The 22381-nt window shown below is 74.5% G+C and carries 25 protein-coding genes; 9 read left to right on the forward strand and 16 right to left on the reverse strand.

Annotation, left to right across the window (positions count from 1 at the left end; all coding sequences use genetic code 11):
• Window positions 1–321: 321 nt before the first annotated feature.
• From ACZ6EJ_RS08925 to ACZ6EJ_RS08940, 4 genes are read right to left on the reverse strand one after another with little or no spacing between them, the layout of a single operon-like run.
• On the reverse strand, window positions 322–498 hold the full coding sequence (locus ACZ6EJ_RS08925; RefSeq protein WP_469265567.1) for a hypothetical protein: 177 nt from the start codon (window positions 496–498) through the stop codon (window positions 322–324).
• A 52-nt stretch (window positions 499–550) separates the two neighbouring features.
• Entirely contained in the window at window positions 551–1801 is a 1251-nt protein-coding gene (locus ACZ6EJ_RS08930; RefSeq protein WP_469265568.1) for a GNAT family N-acetyltransferase, read from the reverse strand.
• Between the two features lie 24 nt (window positions 1802–1825).
• A complete protein-coding gene (locus ACZ6EJ_RS08935; RefSeq protein ID WP_469265569.1) occupies window positions 1826–2812 on the reverse strand; it encodes an asparaginase in 987 nt (328 codons plus the stop codon).
• 49 nt (window positions 2813–2861) lie between these two features.
• Window positions 2862–3590, reverse strand: a complete 729-nt coding sequence (locus ACZ6EJ_RS08940; RefSeq protein WP_469265570.1) for an RsiG family protein — start codon at window positions 3588–3590, stop codon at window positions 2862–2864.
• A 115-nt stretch (window positions 3591–3705) separates the two neighbouring features.
• Between ACZ6EJ_RS08940 and dtd the strand changes: the two genes are divergently transcribed.
• Window positions 3706–4155 (forward strand): D-aminoacyl-tRNA deacylase, encoded by a 450-nt coding sequence (gene dtd, locus ACZ6EJ_RS08945; protein ID WP_469265572.1) that lies wholly within the window; start codon window positions 3706–3708, stop codon window positions 4153–4155.
• 27 nt (window positions 4156–4182) lie between these two features.
• Here the strand turns inward: dtd and ygfZ are convergent, their stop codons facing one another.
• From ygfZ to ACZ6EJ_RS08960, 3 genes are read right to left on the reverse strand one after another with little or no spacing between them, the layout of a single operon-like run.
• Window positions 4183–5148: a CAF17-like 4Fe-4S cluster assembly/insertion protein YgfZ gene (ygfZ, locus tag ACZ6EJ_RS08950; protein WP_469265573.1), complete on the reverse strand. Its 966-nt coding sequence runs from the start codon at window positions 5146–5148 to the stop codon at window positions 4183–4185.
• Window positions 5149–5158: 10 nt separating this feature from the next.
• Window positions 5159–5641, reverse strand: coding sequence for a Fur family transcriptional regulator (locus tag ACZ6EJ_RS08955; protein ID WP_469265575.1), 483 nt, complete (start codon window positions 5639–5641; stop codon window positions 5159–5161).
• A 48-nt stretch (window positions 5642–5689) separates the two neighbouring features.
• A complete protein-coding gene (locus tag ACZ6EJ_RS08960; protein WP_469265577.1) occupies window positions 5690–6262 on the reverse strand; it encodes a heme-binding beta-barrel domain-containing protein in 573 nt (190 codons plus the stop codon).
• Between the two features lie 342 nt (window positions 6263–6604).
• Between ACZ6EJ_RS08960 and ACZ6EJ_RS08965 the strand changes: the two genes are divergently transcribed.
• The gene (locus ACZ6EJ_RS08965) at window positions 6605–6967 is read left to right on the forward strand and encodes a DsrE family protein (RefSeq protein WP_469265578.1); all 363 of its coding nucleotides are present in this window, start codon (window positions 6605–6607) and stop codon (window positions 6965–6967) included.
• 24 nt (window positions 6968–6991) lie between these two features.
• Here ACZ6EJ_RS08965 and ACZ6EJ_RS08970 read toward each other — a convergent pair whose 3' ends face one another.
• The 8 genes from ACZ6EJ_RS08970 to ACZ6EJ_RS09005 all read right to left on the reverse strand — a co-directional run bounded on the left by ACZ6EJ_RS08970 (window position 6992) and on the right by ACZ6EJ_RS09005 (window position 12730).
• Window positions 6992–7249, reverse strand: a complete 258-nt coding sequence (locus ACZ6EJ_RS08970; RefSeq protein ID WP_469265580.1) for a DUF3099 domain-containing protein — start codon at window positions 7247–7249, stop codon at window positions 6992–6994.
• Between the two features lie 136 nt (window positions 7250–7385).
• Window positions 7386–7673 (reverse strand): DUF1416 domain-containing protein, encoded by a 288-nt coding sequence (locus ACZ6EJ_RS08975; RefSeq protein ID WP_084748041.1) that lies wholly within the window; start codon window positions 7671–7673, stop codon window positions 7386–7388.
• A gap of 42 nt (window positions 7674–7715) precedes the next feature.
• Window positions 7716–8555, reverse strand: a complete 840-nt coding sequence (locus ACZ6EJ_RS08980) for a sulfurtransferase (RefSeq protein ID WP_469265582.1) — start codon at window positions 8553–8555, stop codon at window positions 7716–7718.
• Between the two features lie 165 nt (window positions 8556–8720).
• Window positions 8721–8801 carry an Ms5788A family Cys-rich leader peptide gene (locus ACZ6EJ_RS08985; protein ID WP_350751515.1) on the reverse strand — a complete coding sequence of 27 codons (81 nt, stop codon included), beginning with the start codon at window positions 8799–8801 and terminating at the stop codon, window positions 8721–8723.
• Between the two features lie 230 nt (window positions 8802–9031).
• A complete protein-coding gene (locus ACZ6EJ_RS08990) occupies window positions 9032–9721 on the reverse strand; it encodes an LmeA family phospholipid-binding protein (protein ID WP_469265584.1) in 690 nt (229 codons plus the stop codon).
• Window positions 9722–9914: 193 nt separating this feature from the next.
• Complete coding sequence (locus ACZ6EJ_RS08995) at window positions 9915–11540, reverse strand: hypothetical protein (protein ID WP_469265586.1); 1626 nt, start codon at window positions 11538–11540, stop codon at window positions 9915–9917.
• Between the two features lie 10 nt (window positions 11541–11550).
• Window positions 11551–11805, reverse strand: a complete 255-nt coding sequence (locus ACZ6EJ_RS09000; protein ID WP_030590584.1) for a MoaD/ThiS family protein — start codon at window positions 11803–11805, stop codon at window positions 11551–11553.
• A gap of 40 nt (window positions 11806–11845) precedes the next feature.
• Window positions 11846–12730 carry an alpha/beta hydrolase gene (locus tag ACZ6EJ_RS09005; protein ID WP_469265587.1) on the reverse strand — a complete coding sequence of 295 codons (885 nt, stop codon included), beginning with the start codon at window positions 12728–12730 and terminating at the stop codon, window positions 11846–11848.
• A 282-nt stretch (window positions 12731–13012) separates the two neighbouring features.
• Here ACZ6EJ_RS09005 and ACZ6EJ_RS09010 point away from each other — a divergent pair, with 282 nt between their 5' ends.
• The 5 genes from ACZ6EJ_RS09010 (at window position 13013) to ACZ6EJ_RS09030 (ending at window position 18471) form a co-directional block, all read left to right on the forward strand.
• Window positions 13013–13834, forward strand: a complete 822-nt coding sequence (locus tag ACZ6EJ_RS09010) for a winged helix-turn-helix transcriptional regulator (RefSeq protein ID WP_469265589.1) — start codon at window positions 13013–13015, stop codon at window positions 13832–13834.
• A 24-nt stretch (window positions 13835–13858) separates the two neighbouring features.
• A complete protein-coding gene (locus ACZ6EJ_RS09015; protein WP_469265591.1) occupies window positions 13859–14908 on the forward strand; it encodes a LacI family DNA-binding transcriptional regulator in 1050 nt (349 codons plus the stop codon).
• Between the two features lie 289 nt (window positions 14909–15197).
• Entirely contained in the window at window positions 15198–16256 is a 1059-nt protein-coding gene (locus ACZ6EJ_RS09020) for a S1C family serine protease (RefSeq protein ID WP_469265593.1), read from the forward strand.
• Between the two features lie 74 nt (window positions 16257–16330).
• Window positions 16331–17065: a response regulator transcription factor gene (locus tag ACZ6EJ_RS09025; RefSeq protein WP_469265595.1), complete on the forward strand. Its 735-nt coding sequence runs from the start codon at window positions 16331–16333 to the stop codon at window positions 17063–17065.
• Window positions 17066–17070: 5 nt separating this feature from the next.
• Window positions 17071–18471, forward strand: a complete 1401-nt coding sequence (locus tag ACZ6EJ_RS09030) for a HAMP domain-containing sensor histidine kinase (RefSeq protein WP_469265647.1) — start codon at window positions 17071–17073, stop codon at window positions 18469–18471.
• A 26-nt stretch (window positions 18472–18497) separates the two neighbouring features.
• Here the strand turns inward: ACZ6EJ_RS09030 and ACZ6EJ_RS09035 are convergent, their stop codons facing one another.
• Window positions 18498–19403, reverse strand: a complete 906-nt coding sequence (locus ACZ6EJ_RS09035) for a phosphatidylinositol-specific phospholipase C (RefSeq protein WP_469265596.1) — start codon at window positions 19401–19403, stop codon at window positions 18498–18500.
• A 653-nt stretch (window positions 19404–20056) separates the two neighbouring features.
• On the opposite strand from ACZ6EJ_RS09035, the gene ACZ6EJ_RS09040 reads away from it, so the two are divergent.
• Both ACZ6EJ_RS09040 and ACZ6EJ_RS09045 read left to right on the forward strand, forming a co-directional pair.
• On the forward strand, window positions 20057–20701 hold the full coding sequence (locus ACZ6EJ_RS09040; protein ID WP_469265598.1) for a fascin domain-containing protein: 645 nt from the start codon (window positions 20057–20059) through the stop codon (window positions 20699–20701).
• Window positions 20702–21032: 331 nt separating this feature from the next.
• Window positions 21033–22325: an LPXTG cell wall anchor domain-containing protein gene (locus ACZ6EJ_RS09045; RefSeq protein WP_469265600.1), complete on the forward strand. Its 1293-nt coding sequence runs from the start codon at window positions 21033–21035 to the stop codon at window positions 22323–22325.
• The last annotated feature ends 56 nt before the right edge of the window (window positions 22326–22381 follow it).

Raw genomic sequence — 22381 nt, forward strand, 5'->3', positions numbered from 1 at the left:
GCACCGGCCCCGCGCGCCGGGGCCTCCGCGGGCCCGCGCGCCGCAGACGCAGCCGGGGCATCCCCGCGCCCCGAAGCCTCCGCACGCCCCCGGCCGACCGCCCCCCGCGCCGGCCCGCCCGGCGAATCCTGAGCCGGACCGCGCTCCGGCCCCCGCTCCTCCGCGCGCCCCGAAGCCTCCGCGGCCCCGCGCGCCGGAGCCGAATCCGGAGCCGAGTCCGCAGTGGCCCCCTCCGCACGCCCCCCGTCGGCCGCACCGCCCCCGTGCTCCGCGCCCCCGCCCTTCTCTCCGCTCATGACCATGCAGCGTACGCCCCCGACCTCAAGCGGACTTGACCCCGCCGCCCGCCACTCCGTCCCGGTGCCCCGCCACTCCGTCCCGCGAGCCGCCCACCACCCCGGCAGGCTCGGCCGTCCGGTGGATCAGCGCCTCGATCCCGTCCAGCGGGCGCTCCGGGCCGAAGGCGAACGCCTGGTCCTGGTCGTCCGGCTCGCCCATCGCCCCGGACTCCGGGAGCCGGAAGACGCCGGGGCGCCCCTCGGGCGGCGGCTCAGAACACGTCCGGGCACCACGGCCGGCGGCCCGTACGGAACAGGGCGTCCGCCGTCCCCGCCGCACCGGCGCGCGCCTCCTCCGCCCGCCCCAGGTCCACCAGTCGGCGCGCCGACTCGTCGCCCAGGTACAGCGTGGCCAACTCCTCCACGCCCAACGTGAGATCGGCGCTCCGGGTGGTCGGGGAACACCGCGCGCCCGAGGCCGAGGCGTCCAGCAGGAAGCGCCCGCCGGCCAGCCCGGCGTCGTCCCGGACGTCGAGCACGAGCTGCGCCTCGATCCCGTAGGCGCGGGCCTCCAGGGCGCGCGGCACGTCCAGCAGCCGCAGCCACATGAAGTCCGCGTACGTGACCATCCGGGCGGCGCGCGGGTCCGGGAGCAGCAGCGGCAGCAGGTCGTCGGGGGCGCGGTGGCCGGAGCGGACCGTGGTGATCCAGTCGATCGAGCAGAGGTAGTGCCACAGGGCCCGCTCGGCCGCCGGGTCCAGCGCGATCAGGTCGCGTACGGACGCGGTGTTCAGCGGCTGCTTGGCGTCGCCCCACTTGTCGTCCGCGGCATACGTCACCAGGCCGTCGATCTCGCCGCTCGCGGTGCGGTGCACCGCGAAGAACGCCGGGGTCCACGGATCGTGCGGGGGGTAGAAGGCCGCCCCGGTGGCCACCTGCCACCGGTGCTCGTCGCGGCTGACGACGCCGGGCTGCCGGGCCGCGAGCCGGGCGTGCAGCTCCGGGCCCGCCCTGCGCACCTCGGCGGCGTCCACCAGCTCGACCCGGCCGCCGCCCTCCGGCCGGCCGGACCGGCGGGGGTCCAGGCCGGCGCGCGGCACGGAGACCTCCCACTCCGCCGCCCACGTCGCGGGGCCGAAGCCGTACCGGCCGTAGATCGGGTACTCGGCGGCGATCAGCGAGGCGAGGACGTCGCCGCGCTCCTTGGCCGCCGCCAGCTCCTGCGCCATCATCCGGCTCAGCAGCCCGCGCCGGCGGTGCGTGGGCGACACGGTCACCGCGGTGATCCCGTCGGCCCGTACGGTGGCGCCGCCGGGCACTGTCAGCTCCTGCTCGAACGAACGGAACGTCGCCACCCACCGCCCGGCGTCGCGCGCGCCCCGCAGCCGCGTGAGGTCGAGGCGGGGCAGCCGGTCCGCGATGTCCTCCTCGGTCGGCACGGCCGCCGTCAGGAAGCCGGTGTACACCGCCCTCACCCAGTCGGGGAAATCGGACGCGGCGACACTGCTGACCTCTGGGTTCATGCCGCCACGCTAAGCACGCGCGGCTCAGAATGTCGCGCGAATTTCTCCCACCCGCGCCGCGCCGCCGAGCAGCGGCGAGCGCCCGATCCGGGCGACCACCGGGGCGTCGACGCCGAGCAGTTCCAGGGCGCGGGCCAGCACCGGGCCGAGCGCCCGCACCCCCCCGTCCTCGATCTTGAACGCGAGGGCCCGGCCGTCGGCCAGCGCCACCGCCTGGACCGCCTCGGCGCCCATCTTGGAGAGCGCGCCCGGCACCCCCTCCATCAGCCAGGTGTCCGGGCGGCGGGTGCCCGCCACGTACGCGGGGTGGGCGCGCATCGCGTCCGCGACCCGGCGTTCGGCGCTTCCGGGCTCCGCCAGGACGAACGACCGGAACGCGCGGGCCAGACCGGTCAGCCCGATCGCCATCAGCGGGGCCCCGCAGCCGTCCGTGCCGAGCGCGGCGACCGGCTCGCCCGCCGCCTCGGCGACGACCCGCGCCACCTCCCGCTGCAACGGGTGGGCCGGGTCGAGGTAGGTCGCGGTGTCCCAGCCGTTGCGGACGCAGACCGCGAGCATCGCCGCGTGCTTGCCCGAGCAGTTCATCGTGATCCGCTCGCGGACCTGCCCCGAGGCGAGGTACGCCTCCGCCTCCACCGGGTCCAGCGGCAGGTCGGGCGGGGTCTGGAGGTCGGCGGGGCTCAGTCCGTGCTCGGCGAGCAGGGTCCGCACCAGGTCGAGGTGGAAGGGCTCCCCCGAGTGGCTCGCGGCGGCCAGCGCCAGCCGCTCGCCGGACAGGTCCAGCCCGGCCCGCAGGATCGCGGCGGCCTGCATCGGCTTGTTGGCGGAGCGGGGGAAGACCGGCGCCGCCGGATCGCCGAGCTCCCGCTCCACGCTGCCGTCGGCCGCCAGCAGGACCAGCGACCCCCGGTGGCGCCCCTCCGTGAACCCGGACCGGACGACCTCGGCCAGGACGGGCGGGGCGGGGGCCTCGGCGGTGGACGGGGCGGACGGGGCGTCGATCGACGTCATGGTGGCCTTCCGGGGACGGGGTGCGGGACCCGCGCCCGGAAGGATCGCTTCAGGCGAGCAGGTCGTCCACTTGTGCTTCGCCGTCACGGTACCTGCGCGCGATCTCCGCGCCGCAATCGTCCGCCGTGCGCTGGAGCTGGTGGCGGCGGCGGGAGACCTGCTGCTCGTAGCGGACGAGCCGGCCCATGGCGGTGCGCAGCTCCTCGTCCGTCCGGGCGTCCAGATCGGACAGCTCGACCTCGGCGAGCGTCTCGGCGGCGAGCCGCCGGAACTCGTCGCCGCGCGGCGTCGTCAGCGTGACGTGCCGGACGGAGGAGCGGTGCCGGGACGGGGTGTCGGTCAGGATCTCCGGGAGCCGGTCGACCACCGCGGTGGCCGCCACGACCGGCGCTCCGGGGTCCCGGCGGCGGGCCAGCTCGGCGCGCAGGATGTCGATGCGGCCCTGCACGAGCCGGCGTACGTAACTGAGATCGGTCTCGTCGCGCTGGGCGTCCCGGCGCAGCGCCCGCAGCTCCGGCAGCCGCATCCCGCCGAACCCGGCCTCGCCGCCGGCCTGCTCCGGCACGGCCGCGTGCGGCCCCGGCACGGGCAGCGCCGCGACGGCGGACGCCAGGTGCGCCGCGCCCCCGGAGCCGGGCGGTGCGGGCTGCTGTCCGGACAGGCCACGCTGTACGGGTGACCGCAGGGGGCCGGCGCCGGTACGCGTACCCGGTACGGCGCCGGGGAGTTGCCCGGCCCCGCAGGCACCGGGAGATTGGCCGGTTCCATATGTACTCATGCTGTTCCGTCCCCTCGACCGGTGCGTCGGCACACCGACATCGTGCATCGTGCCACTCCACAGGGGGCGAACGCAGGTGCTCTGTACCCGTTCAGCCCAAGATAGGTTGGTCTGTATGCGTGCAGTGGTGCAGAGAGTGGACGGCGCGAGCGTCTCCGTCGCCGGTGCGGCGGACGGCTCCTCGGAGCCCGAGATCGTCGGGGAGATCACCGGCGAGGGCCTGTGTGTGCTGGTCGGGGTGGCCCACGACGACACCCCGGAGAAGGCGGCGCAACTGGCCCGCAAGCTCTGGTCGGTACGGGTCCTGGACGGCGAGAAGTCCTGTTCGGAGGTGAATGCCCCCCTCCTGGTGATTTCGCAGTTCACTCTCTACGGGGACGCCCGCAAGGGCCGCCGCCCCACGTGGAACGCCGCCGCGCCGGGCGGGGTCGCCGAGCCGCTGGTGGACGAGGTGGTGGCCCGGCTGCGGGGACTGGGGGCGCGGGTGGAGACGGGCCGGTTCGGGGCGGACATGCGGGTCTCGCTCACCAACCACGGCCCGTTCACCCTGATCATCGAGGTGTGACGCCCCCATGGCCGCGCCCGGACGCGGCTACGGCTCGACCACCGTCTCCTGGGCGGCGGCGGTGTCCCCGGCGATCAGCTCGGCGTCGACCGCCACGTTCCGCTTCACCAGCGCCAGGGCGATCGGGCCCAGCTCGTGGTGGCGGGCCGAGGTGGTGACGAACCCGAGCTGACGCCCCTCCTCGCCCTCGGACGCCAGCCGCACCGGCGTCCCGTGTCCGGGCAGGTGCACCTCGCTGCCGTCCAGGTGCAGGAAGACGAGCCGGCGCGGCGGCTTCCCCAGGTTGTGGACGCGGGCGACGGTCTCCTGGCCCCGGTAGCAGCCCTTCTGGAGGTGGACGGCGGTGCCGATCCAGCCCAGCTCGTGCGGGATGGTGCGGTGGTCGGTCTCGAAGCCGACGCGCGGCCGGTGCGCCTCGACGCGCAGCGCCTCGTACGCGAGGATGCCGGCCGCCGGGCCCTTGTCCGCGGTGTACGCCTCCAGGTCGGCGCGGGGCAGGAACAGGTCCCGGCCCTGCGCGGTCTCCCGTACGGCCACCCCGTCCGGGACCGCGGCGATGGAGCCGGCCGGCAGGTGGAGCAGCGCGGTGTCCCCGGTGCGGTCGGCGACCTCGACCCGGTAGAAGAACTTCATCGACTCCAGATAGGCGATCAGGTCGCCCTGCGCGCCGGGTTCGACGTGCATCCACGTCGTCGCCCCGTCGTCCACCAGGTACAGCGCGTGCTCGATGTGCCCGTTGGCGGTGAGGATCAGCGCCTCGGTGGCCAGATGCGGGGCGAGGTCGCTGACGTGCTGGGTGACGAGCAGGTGCAGCCAGCTCAGCCGGTCCTCGCCGGTCACGGTGACGACACCGCGGTGGGAGAGGTCGACGAAGCCGCCGCCGTCGGCGAGGGCGCGCTGCTCGCGGAACAGGTCGCCGTAGTGCGCGGCGACGCCTTCGTCGCGGCCTTCGGCGGAGACGGCGCCTGGCAGGGACAGCAGGGGGCTCTTCATGGCGCCCAGCCTACGACTCGGCGGCCGGGTCCTTCGCGGCGCGGGCTCCGCCGGCCGGGGCGTCGGCCTCCTGCCGCGCGGCCGAGCACGCCTCGCAGCGGCCGAAGATCGCGAAGTGCTTCATGTCCGTCTCGAAGCCGAAGTCGCCGCGCAGCTTCGCGGTGAAGTCGGCGACGACGGAGAGGTCGGCCTCGATGACGTCCCCGCAGTCCCGGCAGACCAGGTGGATGTGGTGGTGCCGGTCGGCGAGGTGGTACGTCGGCGCCCCGTGCCCCAGGTGCGCGTGGCTGACGAGACCCAGCTCCTCCAGCAGCTCCAGGGTCCGGTACACCGTGGAGATGTTCACCCCGGAGGCCGTCTTGCGCACCTCGCACAGGATGTCGTCCGGAGTCGCGTGCTCCAGCGCGTCCACGGCCTCCAGGACGAGCTGGCGTTGGGGCGTCAGCCGGTAACCGCGCTGCCGGAGGTCGGTCTTCCAGTCGGTGCTCACCACAGCCCCAGTGTAGGTCGGGGCGGGCCTGCGGCCTCCGGCGCGGGCCGCCTACTTGAAGAACGCGATGCCGTCGTCGGGCATGTCCCCGAGGCTCTTCGCCATCTCGGCGACCTCCTCCGGGGTGACGACCTTCTTCAGGTGCGCCGACATGTAGGGGCGCAGCTCGACGTCGGGCGTCGCCTTCTCGCCGACCCACATGAGGTCGCTGTTGACGTACCCGTAGAGCCGCTTGCCCCCGCTGTACGGGCCGGAGGCCGCCGTCCGGGCCACCGCGTCGGTGACCAGGTCGATCTGGGGCTTCTGGTCGGCCAGCTCGCCGTACCAGATCTCGACGACGCCCTGGTCGCGGACCATGACGACCTCGACCTTGCGGTCCTTGTCGACGCGCCAGTAGCCGGACTCGGTCTCCAGCGGCCGGACCTGTTCGCCCTCGGCGTCCAGGACCCAGGTGTGGGAGACGTACTCCAGGAAGTCGCGGCCGTCGTGGCTGAAGGTCACCTCCTGGCCGAAGTTGCACTTCTCGGCGCCGGGGAAGTCGGACACGCCCGCGCCCGCCCAGTTGCCGAGGAGGAAGGCCAGCGGGACGAGGTCCGGGTGGAGGTCGGACGGGATCTCGATCATGAGCGGCTCAGACGATCTGTGAGGGGGAGGGGCGGGACGGGGTGCGGCGAGGGTCAGCGCTGGCCCTGGTAGAGCTTCTTCACGGCGAGCGCGGTGAAGGCGAGGACGCCCACGCAGACCAGGATCAGCAGGGCGGAGAAGAATGCCTCAAGCACGGGGGGCTCCTCGTTGACGAGCGGGTGACGGCGGTACAGGGCCTGGCCTCAGCCTAATGGGTGGGGGCCCGGCCGTCGCGTTCAGGTCGCGGCTCGGGGCGCGGGCCGGTGCGGGGTGCGGAGCAGGGCGGCGGGGCGGATTCGGGGGCGCGGAGCGGGCGTCCGGCGGGGGATTACAGTTCGCCCCATGCCGAAGAAGCTCGTGATCAAGGTGACCGCAGGGGCCGACTCCGCCGAGCGCTGCTCGCAGGCCTTCACCGTGGCGGCGGTGGCCGTCGCCAGCGGTGTGGAGGTCTCGCTCTGGCTGACCGGCGAGTCCGCGTGGTTCGCGCTTCCGGGTCGGGCGGCGGAGTTCGAACTGCCGCACTCCGCCCCGCTGCCCGACCTGCTGGACTCGGTCCTGGCGGGCGGCCGGATCACGCTGTGCACGCAGTGCGCGGCCCGGCGCGGCATCACCGAGAAGGACGTGCTGGAGGGCGTGCGCATCGCGGGCGCGCAGGTCTTCGTGCAGGAGGCCATGGCGGACGGCGCCCAGGCCCTCGTCTACTGAGCCGGACGCCTGCGCGCGGCCCGGTCAGCGGCGCTTCCTGCCGTCCAGCTCCTCCCACCACGCGTCGGACGTCGGGTCGCCGGACGGGTCGTCCCACCAGCGGTCCTCCGGGCCCCGCCGGTTGGCGACCATCGCCGCGACGGGCGGGATCACCATGGCGACCACGCACATGGCGACGGCGACCGGCATGGACCACAGGCGTACGACGGCCCAGGCGGACACGAAGAGGACGACGCATCCGCCCATCATCAGGAGGTAGTTCCGCCTGCGCCGGGCGTACATGCCTCCAGCGTAGAACCGTTCGCGCCGACCGCCCACCCGCCGCGGGGCCCGGACGGCGCGAAGGGCCGCACCCCTGCGTCAGGTGGCGTCCAACCCCCTGGGGTGCGGCCCTTCGGCCGGTGTGCTGCGCCGCGGGTCAGACGGCGATGGCGACCTCGGAGAGTCCACCGGTCCGCGCGACGACCGTGCGGTCCGCGCTGCCGCCCGGCACCAGGGCGCGGAGCGTCCAGGTGCCCTCGGCCGCGTAGAAGCGGAACTGCCCGGTGGCCGAGGTCGGGACCTCGGCGGTGAACTCACCGGTCGAGTCCAGCAGGCGCACGTAGCCGGTGACGGGCTCGCCGTCGCGGGTCACGCTGCCCTGGATGGTGGTCTCGCCGGGCTTGATCGTCGAGGCGTCGGGGCCGCCGGCCTGTGCTCCACACATGGTGTTCTGTCCTTCGGGTCGGTGTCGTGCGGGTCGGTCGGGTTACTTGGCGGGGCCGAGCTCGATCGGCACGCCGACGAGGGAGCCGTACTCGGTCCACGAACCGTCGTAGTTCTTGACGTTCTCCTGGCCGAGCAGCTCGTGCAGCACGAACCAGGTGAGCGCGGAGCGCTCCCCGATGCGGCAGTACGCGATGGTGTCCTTCGCCAGGTCGACCTGCTCGTTCTCGTAGAGGGCCTTCAGCTCCTCGTCCGACTTGAACGTGCCGTCGTCGTTGGCGTTCTTCGACCACGGGATGTTGCGGGCGCTCGGCACGTGGCCGGGGCGCTGCGACTGCTCCTGCGGGAGGTGGGCCGGGGCGAGCAGCTTGCCGCTGAACTCGTCGGGCGAGCGCACGTCGACCAGGTTCTGGTTGCCGATGGCCTTCACGACGTCGTCGCGGTAGGCGCGGATCGACTCGTCCTGCGGCTTGGCCTTGTACTGGGTGGCCGGGCGCGTGGGGACGGCGTCGGTCAGGTCGCGGGAGTCCAGCTCCCACTTCTTGCGGCCGCCGTCGAGCAGCTTGACGTTCTCGTGGCCGTACAGCTTGAAGTACCAGTAGGCGTAGCTGGCGAACCAGTTGTTGTTGCCGCCGTAGAGGACGACCAGCGTGTCGTTGGCGATGCCCTTCTCGCTGAGCAGCTTCTCGAAGCCGGCCTGGTCGACGAAGTCGCGGCGGACCGGGTCCTGGAGGTCCTTGGTCCAGTCGATCCGGATCGCGTTCTTGATGTGGTTCTTCTCGTACGCCGAGGTGTCCTCGTCCACCTCGACGATGGCCACCTGCGGGTCGTCGATGTGGGCCTCGACCCAGTCGGCGTCTACCAGGACGTCGCTGCGGCTCATGTTGTTCTCCTCCGGGGCAGTCTGCGGCGGGTGGTGCGAGATGCGGAGTTGCTGGGTGCGGGGCGTACGCGGGAGAGCGGCGGGCGCGGCGCGTACGGCGCACGGGGTCGGCCCTGACGGCGGTCGACGGGCCGGGGAGGAAACGAGGCGGTACGAACGCCCCGTTCAGAAGGGGCGACAGAGCATGGCGGCGACGCGGCACAGGTCTACTGCCCGCCGCTTCGTGAGATCCGCCTGTCGCTTCATGGGTCCGATCGTAGGGAGGTACGGCCGGGGATGTCACCGTCGTGTCGCATGATGAGACAGGATCGTCCATACAGCGAGACGAAGACGGGCGGGCGGGCCGTGTCCCGCAGGCCGTTCCCCGCCCGCCCCCACCCGGCATCTGCGGGTCGGACACCGCTGTCTCACCATCTGGATCGGGCGTCCTCGGCGGGCGTCGCCCGGTCCGACGACCCGGCCCCCGGGCCGTCCCGTCAGCCCGTCAGCGGAACGTCCGTTCCGGCGACCTCGATCTCCAGGCCCTTCTCCGTCACCGTGGTCCTCCGCAGCTCCATGCCCTTCGGCAGCCCGTCGACCGCGCCCTCGAAGTCGGTCCTGCTCCGGACCAGCTCCTCGACGCCGGGGATGCCCTCGCCCGGCACCTCGTCCGCGCGCACCTTGATCGTGCGGCCGTCGAGGCGGGTCACCGTGGAGAGCACGCTGCGCGAGAGGGGGCGACCGAGCAGCTTCACCGTGCCGGTCACCTTCGCCTTGCCCTCGCCGCCGTACGCGACGACGACACCGTCGCTGGCCGCCGCGGTCAGGTCCTCGTACGAGACGAGGGCGGTGCCGGTGGCGCGGGCGGCGGTGGCGGTCCGGTAACCGGAGCCGAGCCGCACGTCGTACAGCCGGGCCCGGACCTCGCTGACCCGGATCGAGCGGCCCGCGGCCTCGGTCCTCATCCCCGTGAGGCCCACGTCGACCCGGTCGAGCCGCGATCCGGCGAGCTGGGTGAGGAAGGGGAACCCCTTGATCGAGACGTCCGTCGAGCCGGCGCCGCCCCCGCCGACCGTGAAGCGGTCCTCGGCCTCGGACTCGGCGAAGTGGACCGCCACCCGGTCGAGGGCGACGAGGAGACCGCCGAGCACCACCACCAGGACCAGCACCGTTCGCAGCGCGCGCATGTCTCCCGCTCCCCACCCTCAGCCGATCGCGGCCCCCGGCGCCCGCGAGCCTACGGTCCGGCCGCGGGGAAGCCCTCAGGTGATCTACGAGCGGCGGGGGTCCGTCAGTTCCCGGCGGGCCCTTCCACGACGGCGGCCCGGCCCCCGCACGACGCTGCCGGGGACCGGGCCGCGGGCCGCGTGGGGGCGGCGGTCAGCCGTAGAACCGGCCGAGCAGGTACACCGCCGGGGCCGCCGCGGTGAGCGGCAGCGCCACCCCGGCCGTCATGTGGACGAACCGGGACGGGTAGTCGTAGCTCGCCGCCCGCAGCCCGATCAGCGCGCACCCGCCCGCCGCCAGGCCCAGCAGCGCGCCCGGCGACGCGCCGAGGTCCGTCAGGCCGCCTGCCGCGAACCCCGCGCCCGCGCCCGCGAGCAGGGCCGCCACCGCGGAGGCCGCGCCGGGCAGCGGGAGCGCGCGGGCGACCGCGGCGGCCGCGACCGCGGCCCCGCCGACCGCCACCGCGTCCGGGGCCGCCGCGAGGTGCCCGCCGGCGAGCACCGCGAGGGACGCCGAGACGACGGTGGCCATCAGCCCGTGCAACCGGTCGTCGGCGCCGGCGTGGCTGCGGAGCTGGAGGACCACCGTGAGCAGCACCCAGACCCCGAGGGCGCCCAGCAGCGCGGCGGGCCCGTTCTCCCGGCCCACCGCGAGCAGAGCGGCGTCGGCGGCCAGACCCCCGGCGAAGGCGAGCGCGATGCCCTGGCGGGCGGGCCACATGCCGTTGAGCCGGAACCATCCCGCGGCCGTCACCGCCTGGAGCAGGACCACCGGGACGAGCAGGGCGTACGTCCCGATCACCGCGCCGCCCGCGAGCAGCAGCCCGAGCACGGCGGTGAGCGCCGCGGGCTGCATCCCCGGCGCGATGATCGGCGAGCGCCCCTCGGCGCGGGCCCGCTGGGCGTCGGTGATCCGGGCGTTGCCCAGGGTGGTGGGCGCGCTGTAGCCGGCTGCGTCGAGCGGGGGCGCGGCGGCCGGTGCGGTCCCGGCGGCGGACGCCACCGGCGCTTCGGGCGGCAGCGGGTAGGAGCCCGACGCCCCCGGCGGCGTGGTGTACGCGACCTCGGCGGCCGGCTGATGGGCGTGCTGGGGCTGCTGCGCGTGCTGGGGCGGGTGCGTCCCCTGCGGCTGCTGCGCGTGCCGGGGCAGGTGGGTCCCCTGCGGCTGCTGCGTGTGCTGCGGCTGCTGGGGCGGGTAGGCGCTCTGGGTCGCTTGCGGCGGGTGCGTCTCCTGCGGCTGCTGCGCGTGCCGGGGCAGGTGGGTCCCCTGCGGCTGCTGCGTGTGCTGCGGCGGGTGCGGCTGCTGGTACGCAGCGGGCGCGACGTCCGGCTGCCGGTACGCGCGGGGCGCGACGTCCGGCTGCCGGTACGCGCGGGGCGCGACGTCCGGCTGCCGGTACGCGCGGGGCGCGGCGTCCGGCTGCTGGTGAGGCGGGCCCGGTTGCGCCGCCCCGTACGCGTCCCGCTGCTGCTGCCCGTACCCCTGCCCGTGGCCGGGGTCCCCGTACGGGGCCCGGTCGTCCGGGCGGATCACCGGCTGGTACTGCGTGTCCCAGGTCGGGGCCTGCCACGTCTGCGTCGCGCCCTGGTCGAAGCCGCCCGGCTCCGGGACGACGGACTGCCCGGCCGTCCCGTCGGGCCAGTGGGCGGCCGGAGCGGCCGCGCCGTCCCCGCCGCGGGAGGCGTCGCCGTACGCGGGGTACGCCTGCTGCTCCCCGTGCGCGGGGGGCTGCTGGGGGTCGTACGGATACGGGTACTGCTGATCGCTGCTGCTGCTCATGGCCTGCGGTTCACCCTCCTGCGAACGGCGGGAGCACCTCGACCGTGCCGCCCTCGGCAAGGCGTACGGTCTCATGCCCGCGGGTCCCGACGGGGTCCCCGTCGACGAGGAACGAGCACCGCCGCAGCACCCGGCTCAGCTCGCCCGGATGCCGTTCGCGCACCGCGTCGAGCGCCTCGGCCAGGGTCGCCGCCGCGTACGGCTCCTCCGCGGTGCCCGCGGCGGCCTTGGCCGCAGCCCAGTAGCGGATCGTCCCCGCTGCCATGGCGCCACTCCTTCGGTTCGGTGGTCGGACCTGTCGTGCGTCAGCTCTCCATGATGGGGCACGCCGCGACCGCCCAGTCGGCGATACGGGCGAGAAGGGCGTCCCCCGCCGCGTTCTCCGCGTGCCCCATCCCCGCCTCCAGCCACAGCTCCGCGCCGCCCGGACCGGCCGCCTCCGCCAGCGTCCTCGGGTGGTCCACCGGGAAGTACGCGTCCCGGTCGCCGTGCACGACCAGCAGCGGGGCCGGGGCGATGAGCGGGACCGCCGCCACCGGGGAGAGCGGCACCGGGTCCCACGCCTCGGCGGCGATCCGGGTCCGGAGCCCGTACCGCCCGACGATCCTCCCCGGCGGGCGGGTGACCACCCAGTGCAGGCGGCGCATCGGGGCCGTACCCCGGTAGTACCAGCGGGCCGGGGAGCTGACGGAGACCACCGCGTCCGCGTGCGCCCCCGCGCGCCGGGTGCGCCCCTCGTACGCCGGCGCTCGAACGGACGCGTCCGGCCCGTACAGGGCACCGTGCCGCAGCACCACCGAGCCGCCCATCGAGAACCCGACCGTCACCACGCGGGCGTGCCCCAGCTCCCGCGCCCAGGCGACGGCGGCGGCCAGATCCAGCACCTCGCGGTCGCCCACCGTCGAACGCCCGCCGGACCGCCCGTGGCCCCGGAACGAGAACGTCACCACCGCCGCCCGCCGGGCGAACGCCCGCGCGGCCCGGCGGACGGCGGGCCGGTCGAGCGAGCCGGTGAACCCGTGGGCGACCACGATCGCGGGGGCGCCGGCCGCTCCGGGACCCGCCGCGCACGGCTCGTACACCGCTTCGACCGGCACCCCGTCATCGGTCAGCAGCACGGCGTTCCGGCGGGGCGACGTGATCGAGGCAACGGAAGGAGGCGCGCATCGACCCTCGGACACAGAAGTCATGTGGGTTATTCTGCTGCGATGAGGACCCGGGCAGCGCAGCCCACTGGGTCCTCTCGTGCTTTGCGGAACGGTGTTACGCAGACGTTTCGCGAAGCTCAGCGCCCCTCGGGACGCAAGGCCGGACCGCCGGACCTGTAGGACCGTGAGAACTGTACGAAGCAGTGCCGCATACTCCCCCGGCTCCGAACCGGGAGTGCCCCTCTCGCAGGGAACGAGGAGGACCGACGTCATGGGCGAGCGAACCGTGCACCACGATCGACCGAACCGGGCAGGTGAGCGGCGATGAGTTCCCTGCTGCTCCTGACGAACGCGCTCCAGCCGTCGGCGGAGGTGCTCCCCGCCCTCGGCCTCCTGCTCCACAGCGTGCGGGTGGCCCCCGCCGAGGGGCCGGCCCTGGTGGACACCCCGGGGGCCGACGCGATCCTCGTCGACGGGCGGCGCGACCTCCCCCAGGTCCGCTCCCTCTGCCAACTGCTGCGGTCCACCGGCCCCGGCAGCCCGCTGATCCTCGTCGTCACCGAGGGCGGCCTCGCGGCCGTCACCGCCGACTGGGGCGTGGACGACGTCCTGCTCGACACGGCCGGACCGGCCGAGGTGGAGGCCCGGCTGCGGCTGGCCACCGGGCGGCGCCAGACCGCCTCCGACGACTCCCCGATGGAGATCCGCAACGGGGACCTCTCCGTCGACGAGGCGACGTACAGCGCGAAGCTCAAGGGGCGGGTCCTGGACCTGACCTTCAAGGAGTTCGAGCTGCTGAAGTACCTGGCCCAGCATCCGGGCCGGGTCTTCACCCGCGCGCAGCTCCTCCAGGAGGTGTGGGGGTACGACTACTTCGGCGGCACGCGGACGGTCGACGTCCACGTACGGCGGCTGCGCGCGAAGTTCGGCCCCGAGCACGAGTCGTTGATCGGCACCGTCCGCAACGTCGGCTACCGCTTCGTCACGCCGGAGAAGGCCGAACGCCCGGCGCAGGAGTCCTCGGCGCACGGGGCCGAGCGCGGGGCGGACGACCGGCGGCGCGACGGCGGCGCCGTCGCCCGTTCGGAGCAGTCCGCGCGGACCGGTTCCCCGGAAGAAGCGCCGGTGGAGGCTGCCAAGAGGTAGGTCCATCCGCGTAGACTGCCGCGCGTGGCCAAGGTGACGCGGGACGATGTGGCGAGACTGGCGGGGACGTCGACCGCGGTCGTCAGTTACGTCATCAACAACGGGCCCCGACCGGTCGCCCCGGCCACGCGCGAACGGGTCCTCGCCGCGATCAAGCAGTTGGGCTACCGGCCCGACCGGGTCGCCCAGGCCATGGCCTCACGGCGGACCGACCTCATAGGGATGATCGTGCCGGACGCCCGGCAGCCCTTCTTCGCGGAGATGGCGCACGCGGTCGAACAGGCCGCCGCCGAGCGCGGGAAGATGGTGCTCGTCGGCAACTCCGACTACCGCGACGAGCGCGAGGTCCACTACCTGCGGGCCTTCCTCGGAATGCGGGTCTCCGGGCTGATCCTGGTCAGCCAGGGTCCCAGCGAGCGGGCCGCCGCCGAGATCGAGGCGTGGGACGCCCGCGTCGTCCTGCTGCACGAGCGGCCCGAGGCGATCGACGACGTGGCCGTCGTCACCGACGACGTGGGCGGGGCGCAGCTCGCCACCCGCCACCTGCTGGAGCACGGCCACGCGTACGTGGCCTGCCTCGGCGGCACGGAGGCGACCCCCTCGGTCGGCGACCCGGTCGCGGACCACATCGAGGGCTGGCGACGGGCGATGCAGGAGTCCGGCCGCTCCACCGAGGGCCGCCTCTTCCAGGCCCCCTACAACCGCTACGACGCCTACCAGGTGGCCCTCGGGCTGCTGGCCGGCCCCGACCGGCCCCCGGCGATCTTCTGCGCCACGGACGACCAGGCCTTCGGGGTGCTGCGGGCCGCCCGTGAGCTGCGCATCGACGTGCCCGGCGAGCTGGCGGTGGCGGGCTTCGACGACGTGAAGGAAGCCGGTCTCACCGACCCGCCGCTGACCACGGTCTTCTCCGACCGCCCGGCGATGGCGCGGGCCGCCGTGGACCTGGTCCTCGACGACGCGCTGCGGATCTCCGGTTCGCGGCGGGAGCGGGTGCGGCAGTTCCCCTCGGCGCTGGTGGTCCGGCGCTCGTGCGGCTGCGGCGAACCGCCGGCGCCGCGCGCCGCGCTGTAGGGCGCTTCTGCGGGAGACGTCGGGCGTGCGCCGGTCCTGGCAGCGCAGCCCCAGACATACGCCGGTCCTGGCGGCGCCCACCACCAGGCGTACGCCGGTCCTGGCGGCACAGCCCCAGACATACGCCGGTCCTGGCAGCCCCCACCGCCGGGCGTACGCCGGTCCTGGCAGCGCAGCCCCAGACGTACGCCGGTCCTGGCGGCGCGCCCACCACCGGCGGGCGCGGTTCTCGCGGGCTTCTCAGGGCGTGCTCAGTCCCCTCTCATCTTCGCGGACCAGCCTGGTCGGCATGACGGAGAACCCCCGCCCGAGCGGCGCGCGCACGACGGACCAGCACCCCGCCCCGTACCCCGGCTCCACGGCGTACGACGGCGCGGCGGGCGGTTGGCCGCCGCCTCCCCCGTACGCCCCGGCCCCGTCCCCGTACGCCCCCGCCCCAGGCGGGCGGCGGGCGCGGCGGCCGGTCGCCCTGCTGGCGGCGGTGGCGCTGGCGGCGGGCGTGGCGGGCGGCGGCGCGGCCACCCTGGCCGGCCGGTACGACGGCGGAGCGGCGAGCGCCGCCGGCTCCGGGAGCGCCGTCCGGGCCACCACCGTCGCGCAGAGCGGCAAGGGTTCCGTCGCGGCGGTGGCCGAGGCGGTCGCCCCCGCGATCGTGGAGATCGGCGCGACCTCGTCGGCGGGCCGGTCCACCGGGAGCGGGGTGGTGATCACCGAGGACGGCGAGATCGTCACCAACAACCACGTGGTCGCGGGCGCGGAGCAGGTCGAGGTCACCCTCTCCACCGGGAAGTCCCGCACCGCCGACGTCGTGGGCGCCGACCCCGCCACGGACCTGGCGCTCCTCAAGGTCCGGGACGCGAGCGGCCTCGCCACGGCTCCGCTCGGCGACTCCTCGCAGGTCCGGGTCGGTGAGGAGGTCGTGGCCATCGGCTCGCCGGAGGGGCTGACCGGCACCGTCACCAGCGGGATCGTCTCCGCGCTCGACCGGGACGTGACGGTGGCCGAGGAAGCGGGGGCGGGCTCCGGCGCGGGCTCCGGGCAGGGGCAGGGCGGCGGTGACCCGTGGCCGTTCGCGTTCGGCGGTCGGCAGTTCAACGGCGACACGGGCGGGCGGACGACCACGTACAAGGCGATCCAGACCGACGCCTCCCTCAACCCCGGCAACTCCGGAGGCGCGCTGATCAACCTGGACGGCGAGATCATCGGCATCAACTCCGCGATGTACACCCCGAGTCGGTCCACCGCCGGTGGCGGCTCCGCAGCGGGCAGCGTCGGCCTCGGCTTCGCGATCCCGGTGGACACCCTCAAGGCCGGCCTGGACGGGCTGCGCGCGGGCCAGGGTTCCTGACCCCGCGCACCGCCCCGGCCGTGCGAGGCTGAGAAGGCCCCCGCCGAGCCGGAACGAGAAGAGGACGAGCCGCGATGAACCCCGCCGATGACGAGCCCCAGCGCATCCTGATCGTCGACGACGAGCCGGCCGTGCGCGAGGCGCTCCAGCGCAGCCTGGCCTTCGAGGGGTACGGGACACGGGTCGCCGTCGACGGGTACGACGCCCTGGCGGCGATCGAGGAGTACGCCCCCGACCTCGTCGTCCTCGACATCCAGATGCCCCGGATGGACGGCCTCACCGCCGCCCGCCGCATCCGCGCCACCGGCTCCACCACGCCCGTCCTCATGCTCACCGCCCGCGACACCGTCGGCGACCGCGTCACCGGGCTCGACGCGGGCGCGGACGACTACCTGGTCAAGCCGTTCGAGCTGGACGAGCTGTTCGCCCGCATCCGGGCCCTGCTGCGCCGCAGCTCCTACGCCTCGGCGGCGGGCGCGGGCGCCCCCGACGACGACGTGCTCTCCTTCGACGACCTGCGGATGGACCTGTCCACCCGCGAGGTCGTGCGGGGCGGGCGGCGGGTCGAGCTGACCCGCACGGAGTTCACCCTGCTGGAGATGTTCCTGACCCACCCGCGCCAGGTGCTCACCCGCGAACAGATCCTCAAGGCCGTCTGGGGCTTCGACTTCGAGCCCAGCTCCAACTCCCTGGACGTGTACGTGATGTACCTGCGCCGCAAGACGGAGGCCGGCGGCGAGCCCCGCCTCGTCCACACCGTGCGCGGCGTCGGGTACGCCCTCCGCGGCGGCGGGAGCACCGAGGCGTGAGCCCGCTGCGCCGCTTCCGGGCGCGGCCGCTGCGCTCGCGGCTCGCGATCCTGGTCGCCACGGCCGTCGCGGTGGCGGTCGCCGCGGTGGCGGCGGCCTGCTGGGTCACCACCCGCGACCGGCTCACCGAACAGCTCGACACGACGCTGTCGCAGGTCGAGCCGGACGAGGCCGCGATCAAGCTGCTCGCCGCCTCCTGCACGAGCCGCCTGCCCGGCAACCTCCAGATCGTGACCGGCCCGTACACCATCCAGTTGGTGTCCGCCGTCTCCGAGCGCCCGTGCACGGTGCCCGGCAGGGCCGCCATCCCGGTCGAGGCCGCCGACCGGGCCGTCGCCGCCCGGCTGCGCGAGGACGCCACCCACACCACGAAGGCCGAGGACGGGACCGCGATGCGCGTCCACACCTCGCCCGCCGGGCCCTCCCGCCCCGACATCGCGGTCTCCGTCGCCGTCTCCATGAAGCAGGTCACCTCCCCGCTGGCCCAGCTCGCCTGGGTGCTGCTCGCCGTCTCCGGGCTCGGCGTGCTCGGCGCGGGCGCGGCCGGCCTCTGGGTCGCCCGGGCCGGGCTGCGGCCGGTCGACGAACTCGCCGAGGCGGTCGAGCACGTGGCCCGCACCGAGGACCTGACCGTACGCATCCCCGTCACGGGCGAGGACGAAGTCGCCCGGCTGTCCAGCTCGTTCAACGCGATGGCGGCGCGGCTCGCCTCCTCCCGCGACCGCCAGGCCCAGTTGATCGCGGACGCGGGCCACGAACTGCGCACCCCGCTCACCTCGTTGCGCACCAACGTGGAGCTGCTGGCCCGCAGCGACGCGACCGGCCGGGTGATCCCGCCGGAGGACCGCAAGGCGCTGATGGCCTCGGTCAAGGCCCAGATGACGGAGCTGGGCGCGCTCATCGGCGACCTCCAGGAGCTGGCCCGCCCCGACGCCGCCCAGCCCGGCCCGCTCCAGGTGGTGGCCCTGCACGAGATCGCCCGCACCGCGCTGCGGCGCGCCCGGCTGCGCGGCCCCGAGCTGACGGTCAATGAGGACCTGGCCCCCTGGTACGTACGGGCCGAACCGGCCGCCCTGGAGCGGGCGATCGTCAACGTCCTGGACAACGCGGTCAAGTTCAGCCCGCCGCGCGGCACGATCGACGTGCGCCTGCACCGGGGCGAGCTGACCGTCCGGGACCGGGGCCCCGGCATCCCCGCCGACGAACTCCCGCACGTCTTCGAGCGCTTCTGGCGCTCCCCGTCCGCCCGCCGGCTCCCCGGCTCGGGCCTCGGCCTGTCCATCGTCGCCCGCACGGTCCACCACGCGGGCGGCGAGGTCACCCTCCGCCCGGCCCCGGACGGCGCCCCCGGCACGATCGCCACCCTCACCCTGCCGGGCGCGCCCACACCGCCGCCGGGGATGTGAGGCGGGGGGTCACGGCCCCTCCCCGCTCACCCCGCCGGGTTGTGCCGGATCAGCGACTCCACCAGGCCGGGCCGGTTCGCGGAGTAGTCGAGGGGGACGATGCCCAGCCCCGTCCAGCCGGCGGTCTCGGGGCGCTCCAGGAAGGAGTGCACCTGGGGGTTGAGCCGGTCCGCGTTCCAGCGGGGCGGCATCAGGGCGGCGGTGGAGACATGGTTCACGAACAGCTTGCCCGGCTGCTGGGCGGCCCTGCGGAAGTGCGCCTCTACCTTGGCGTACTTGGCGAAGGGCTCCGCCATGTAGTCGTCCTGGATGTCGAAGAGGGCCTGGTCCCCGTACCGCACCCCCGGCAGCCCGCCGTTGTCCGCGAGGAGCACCACCCGGCCGCGCGCCTGTCCCAGCGAGGGCAGTTCGGGGTCGAGGCGGAAGAGGGGGCGCCAGCCCTTCGCGTCGAGGTACAGGTCGAAGACGCGCCGGAACGCCGCGTCGCTCTCCTCGGAGTACTCCTGCTTCACCCGCATCAGCACGGTCTCGGTCGGCCGAGCGGCGAGGAAGTCCCGGCAGGCGATGAGGACGTCGCCGAACATCAGGTTCTGGAACGCCGCCCCGTGGTGGATCGCGAACGCGTCCCCGGTGATCCGGCACCGTACGTCCAAAAAGCGGATGCCGCTCTCCAACTGCTGGGCGATCGTGGTGTCCTGGCACTCCGTCCACGGTCCGCCGAAGCGGGCCCCGGAGTCGTGCGTCCCCGGAATCGTGAGCCGCTGGAGCGCGGTGCCGTCCGGCAGGCCGCCCATCCAGTCCCCCGTCCCGCGCACCGCCCGGCGCGCGGCGGCCGCCGGCGCGATGCCGACGACCGCGGTGGCGGAGACGGCGAGCGCGCCGGCCAGGAAGCTTCTGCGGGTGGTCGAGGACGCGGACGCGGGAGTGGACACGGGGGAGCCTCCAGGGCCGTGGGGACGCGACCCCCCGATACTGGCGGGTACACGTCATATAGGGAAGGGGGCCCGCCGGCGCACTCCCGGCGGACGCGCGAGGCCGGAGCGACCCCTGAACGAACACCGCATTTCCGCCTGTTGAACGTAAAACCACAAAACCGGCGATACCGCGGGCGGCGGTCGCCAAAACCTTCCGAAGCCCGATAAATCATTGCCGGACTTCCTGCCGCCACCGTACGCTGAGACCACTTCACCGCGGTCCGCGCCGGCCCCTCGGGCCCCGCCCGGAGCAGATGCCGAACCGGGCCGCTCGGAGGGGTGGGACCGGCCCGGAAGGGCCGAACCGCCCAGGTGGGCCGCTCAGGGGGGCGGCCCAGCCGGGTTGCCCGGGGGGGCTGCCCAGGACGAGCCGCCAGACGGGTGGCTCGGGGGACCGTTCAGGGGGATGGCCCAGGGGGACGAAGAACCGGAGACGCTTTTCCGCGTACGAGTGACCGGCCTTCCCGCACGCGCGGGCCCGCGGCCATCCCGGCCTTTCGACCGGATTCCCGCCGCCGTCCCGTCCCGCCCCCCCTTTCCACCGCACCGCCCTTTTCCACCGCTCCACCACCGCGAATTTCCAAGAGAACGAGGAAACACCTGTGCGACGCATGACCTCTGCCCTGCTGTGCCTGAGCACCGTCCTGGCGGGCTCCGCCCTCGCCGCACCCTCGGCGGTCGCCGCCCCGCGGACCGACGGGCCCGTGAAGCCGTCCTCCGCGTGGAAGGCCGTGGACGGCGCCGAGATGGAGCGGATCACCGGGGCCTCCGGCCAGCGCAAGGCCGCCTCCGCCCTGGCCGAGGAGCCCGAGAACATCGCCATCCAGTCGGTCCGCAACAACAAGTTCGCGGCCACCGAGGTGAAGTACCCGGCCCCCAACACCGGCGTGCTGCGGGCCCGCTCCACCGACGTCGGCGGCGCCTGGGAGGGCTTCGCCTTCGAGTGGAACGAGGCCACCCAGACCCACGCGATGAAGTCCCTGGCCAACAACCGCTACGTGGCCGTCGAGAAGAACTTCACCGGCGCCGCGAAGAACACCCTGCGGGCCCGCTCGACCAGCGCCGGCAGCTGGGAGCAGTTCGTCGTGTACTACAACGAGACCGAGGACCGCTGGGCGCTCCAGTCCACGCTGAACGGCCTCTTCGTCGCCATGGAGAACAGCTACACCGGGTCGCTCCAGTACGCGCTGCGCGCCCGCTCCGCCGAGGTCGGCGGCGCCTGGGAGCAGTTCGTCCTCTACGACCTCGGCAGCTGACCCGCCGGCGGCCACCCGCCCGTACGCCCGCCCGGCCCCGACCGGGCGGGCGTCCGCGCGTCCGGCCGCGCGCCCCGCTCACCGGGGACCGCCCGCATGACCTTCATCACAGCGATACGTCGGTTTCGGGGAGCAACTGCGGACTTTGCCGAATTCTGTCCGCCCCGCCCGCCGCCCGCCCGCTCCGGCGGCCCGTAAACGGGCCTCGGCCCGCCCGCGGCACCGCCATAGGATCACCCCAAGCCGCCCGCGTCGACCGGTGTCCGCCGTGGCAGCCCGCCCAGCAGTCCTTTCTTCTGCTCCGCATCCCCACCCGGACCAAAGGGATCATGTGAAGATTCGCCGCGCTCTCGCCACCACCGTCGCACTGGCCGTGACCACGCCCGCCGTGCTGCTCTCCGTCACCCCCGCGTTCGCCGACGTCAAGCCGGCGGCGCGGACACAGGACAAGCCCTCCGCCGACAAGCCCTCCCTGGAGGAGCTGGAGAAGGCCGCCGCCCTGGCCGACAAGGCGTACGACAAGGCCGTGGCAGCCACGGCCGCCGCCGAGGACGAGCTGGAGAAGACCCTCGCCGACGACCACCCCCTGGCCGTCGCCGCGGACACCGCCCGCAAGGCCGCGCAGGAGGCCGCCACCGCGAAGGCCACCGCCGACCAGGCCGTGACCACCGCGCAGGCCGCACTCGAGGCGTTGGAGCAGGACGAGAACGCCACCGAGGCGCAGAAGGAAGCCGCGAAGCGCGAGCTCGACACCGCGAAGACGACCGCAGCGACGGCCGCCGCCGCCAAGACCGCCGCCGAAGCCAAGGCCGCCGAAGCCACCGAGGCACGGGACGACGCGCGCGTCGAGGCCGCCCGCGTCCTCCTCCTCGCCCAGAAGGCCGAGAAGCAGGCGCTCGCCGTCAAGACCGCCGCGGACAAGGCCCTGGCCGAGGCGGAGGAGGAAGAGGAGAACGGTCGGCCCTGCGACATCGACCCCGATCTCACCACCACGCTGACCGGCCTCCCGACCACGCTCGTCGCCGGGACGGTGACCACCTTCTCCCTCCGGGTGGCCAACGGCACCGATCGGGACCTGGACGAGGTCGTCACGAACGCCGGCGTCCACACCACCGACAAGACCGGCCTCGAGGACACCAGCTCGTTCGCGCGCCTCCAGTGGTCCACCGAGTCCTCCCCGAAGTGGCGCGACGTCGGCGAGGACCACGCCATCGACGTGGTCGGCGCCCTGAAGCGCGACGCCGAGGCCGACGTCAAGCTGCGCCTGACCCTCGACGCCGACGCCCCCGCCGGTGACGGCGCCTTCTTCGTGTCGGCCGACTACTTCAACGAGGACGGTTCGTGCGGCGGCCCCGAGGTCGAGATCTCGGAGTTCGCCGTCAAGGCCGCGGCCGCCAAGCCGAGCACGCCCACGCCCGTCCCGGCCACCAGCCCCAGCGGCTCCGCCCTCACGCCGCAGAGCGCGTCGTCCACCCCGGTGGCCACCGCCACGGGCGGCAGCCTCGCCGCCACGGGCTCGTCCTCCGCCACCACGCCGATCGCCCTCGCGGGCGGCGCGGCCGTGGCGCTCGGCGCCGCCGCGGTGCTCGTCACCCGCCGCCGCAGGGCCGGTTCCGACGCCTGACGGCGGGAGACCGCACGCTGTGACAAGGGGGAGGGGCGGTGGGCCGATCGGCCCAC

It is taken from the genome of Streptomyces sp. NPDC041970 (genome assembly GCF_055588985.1).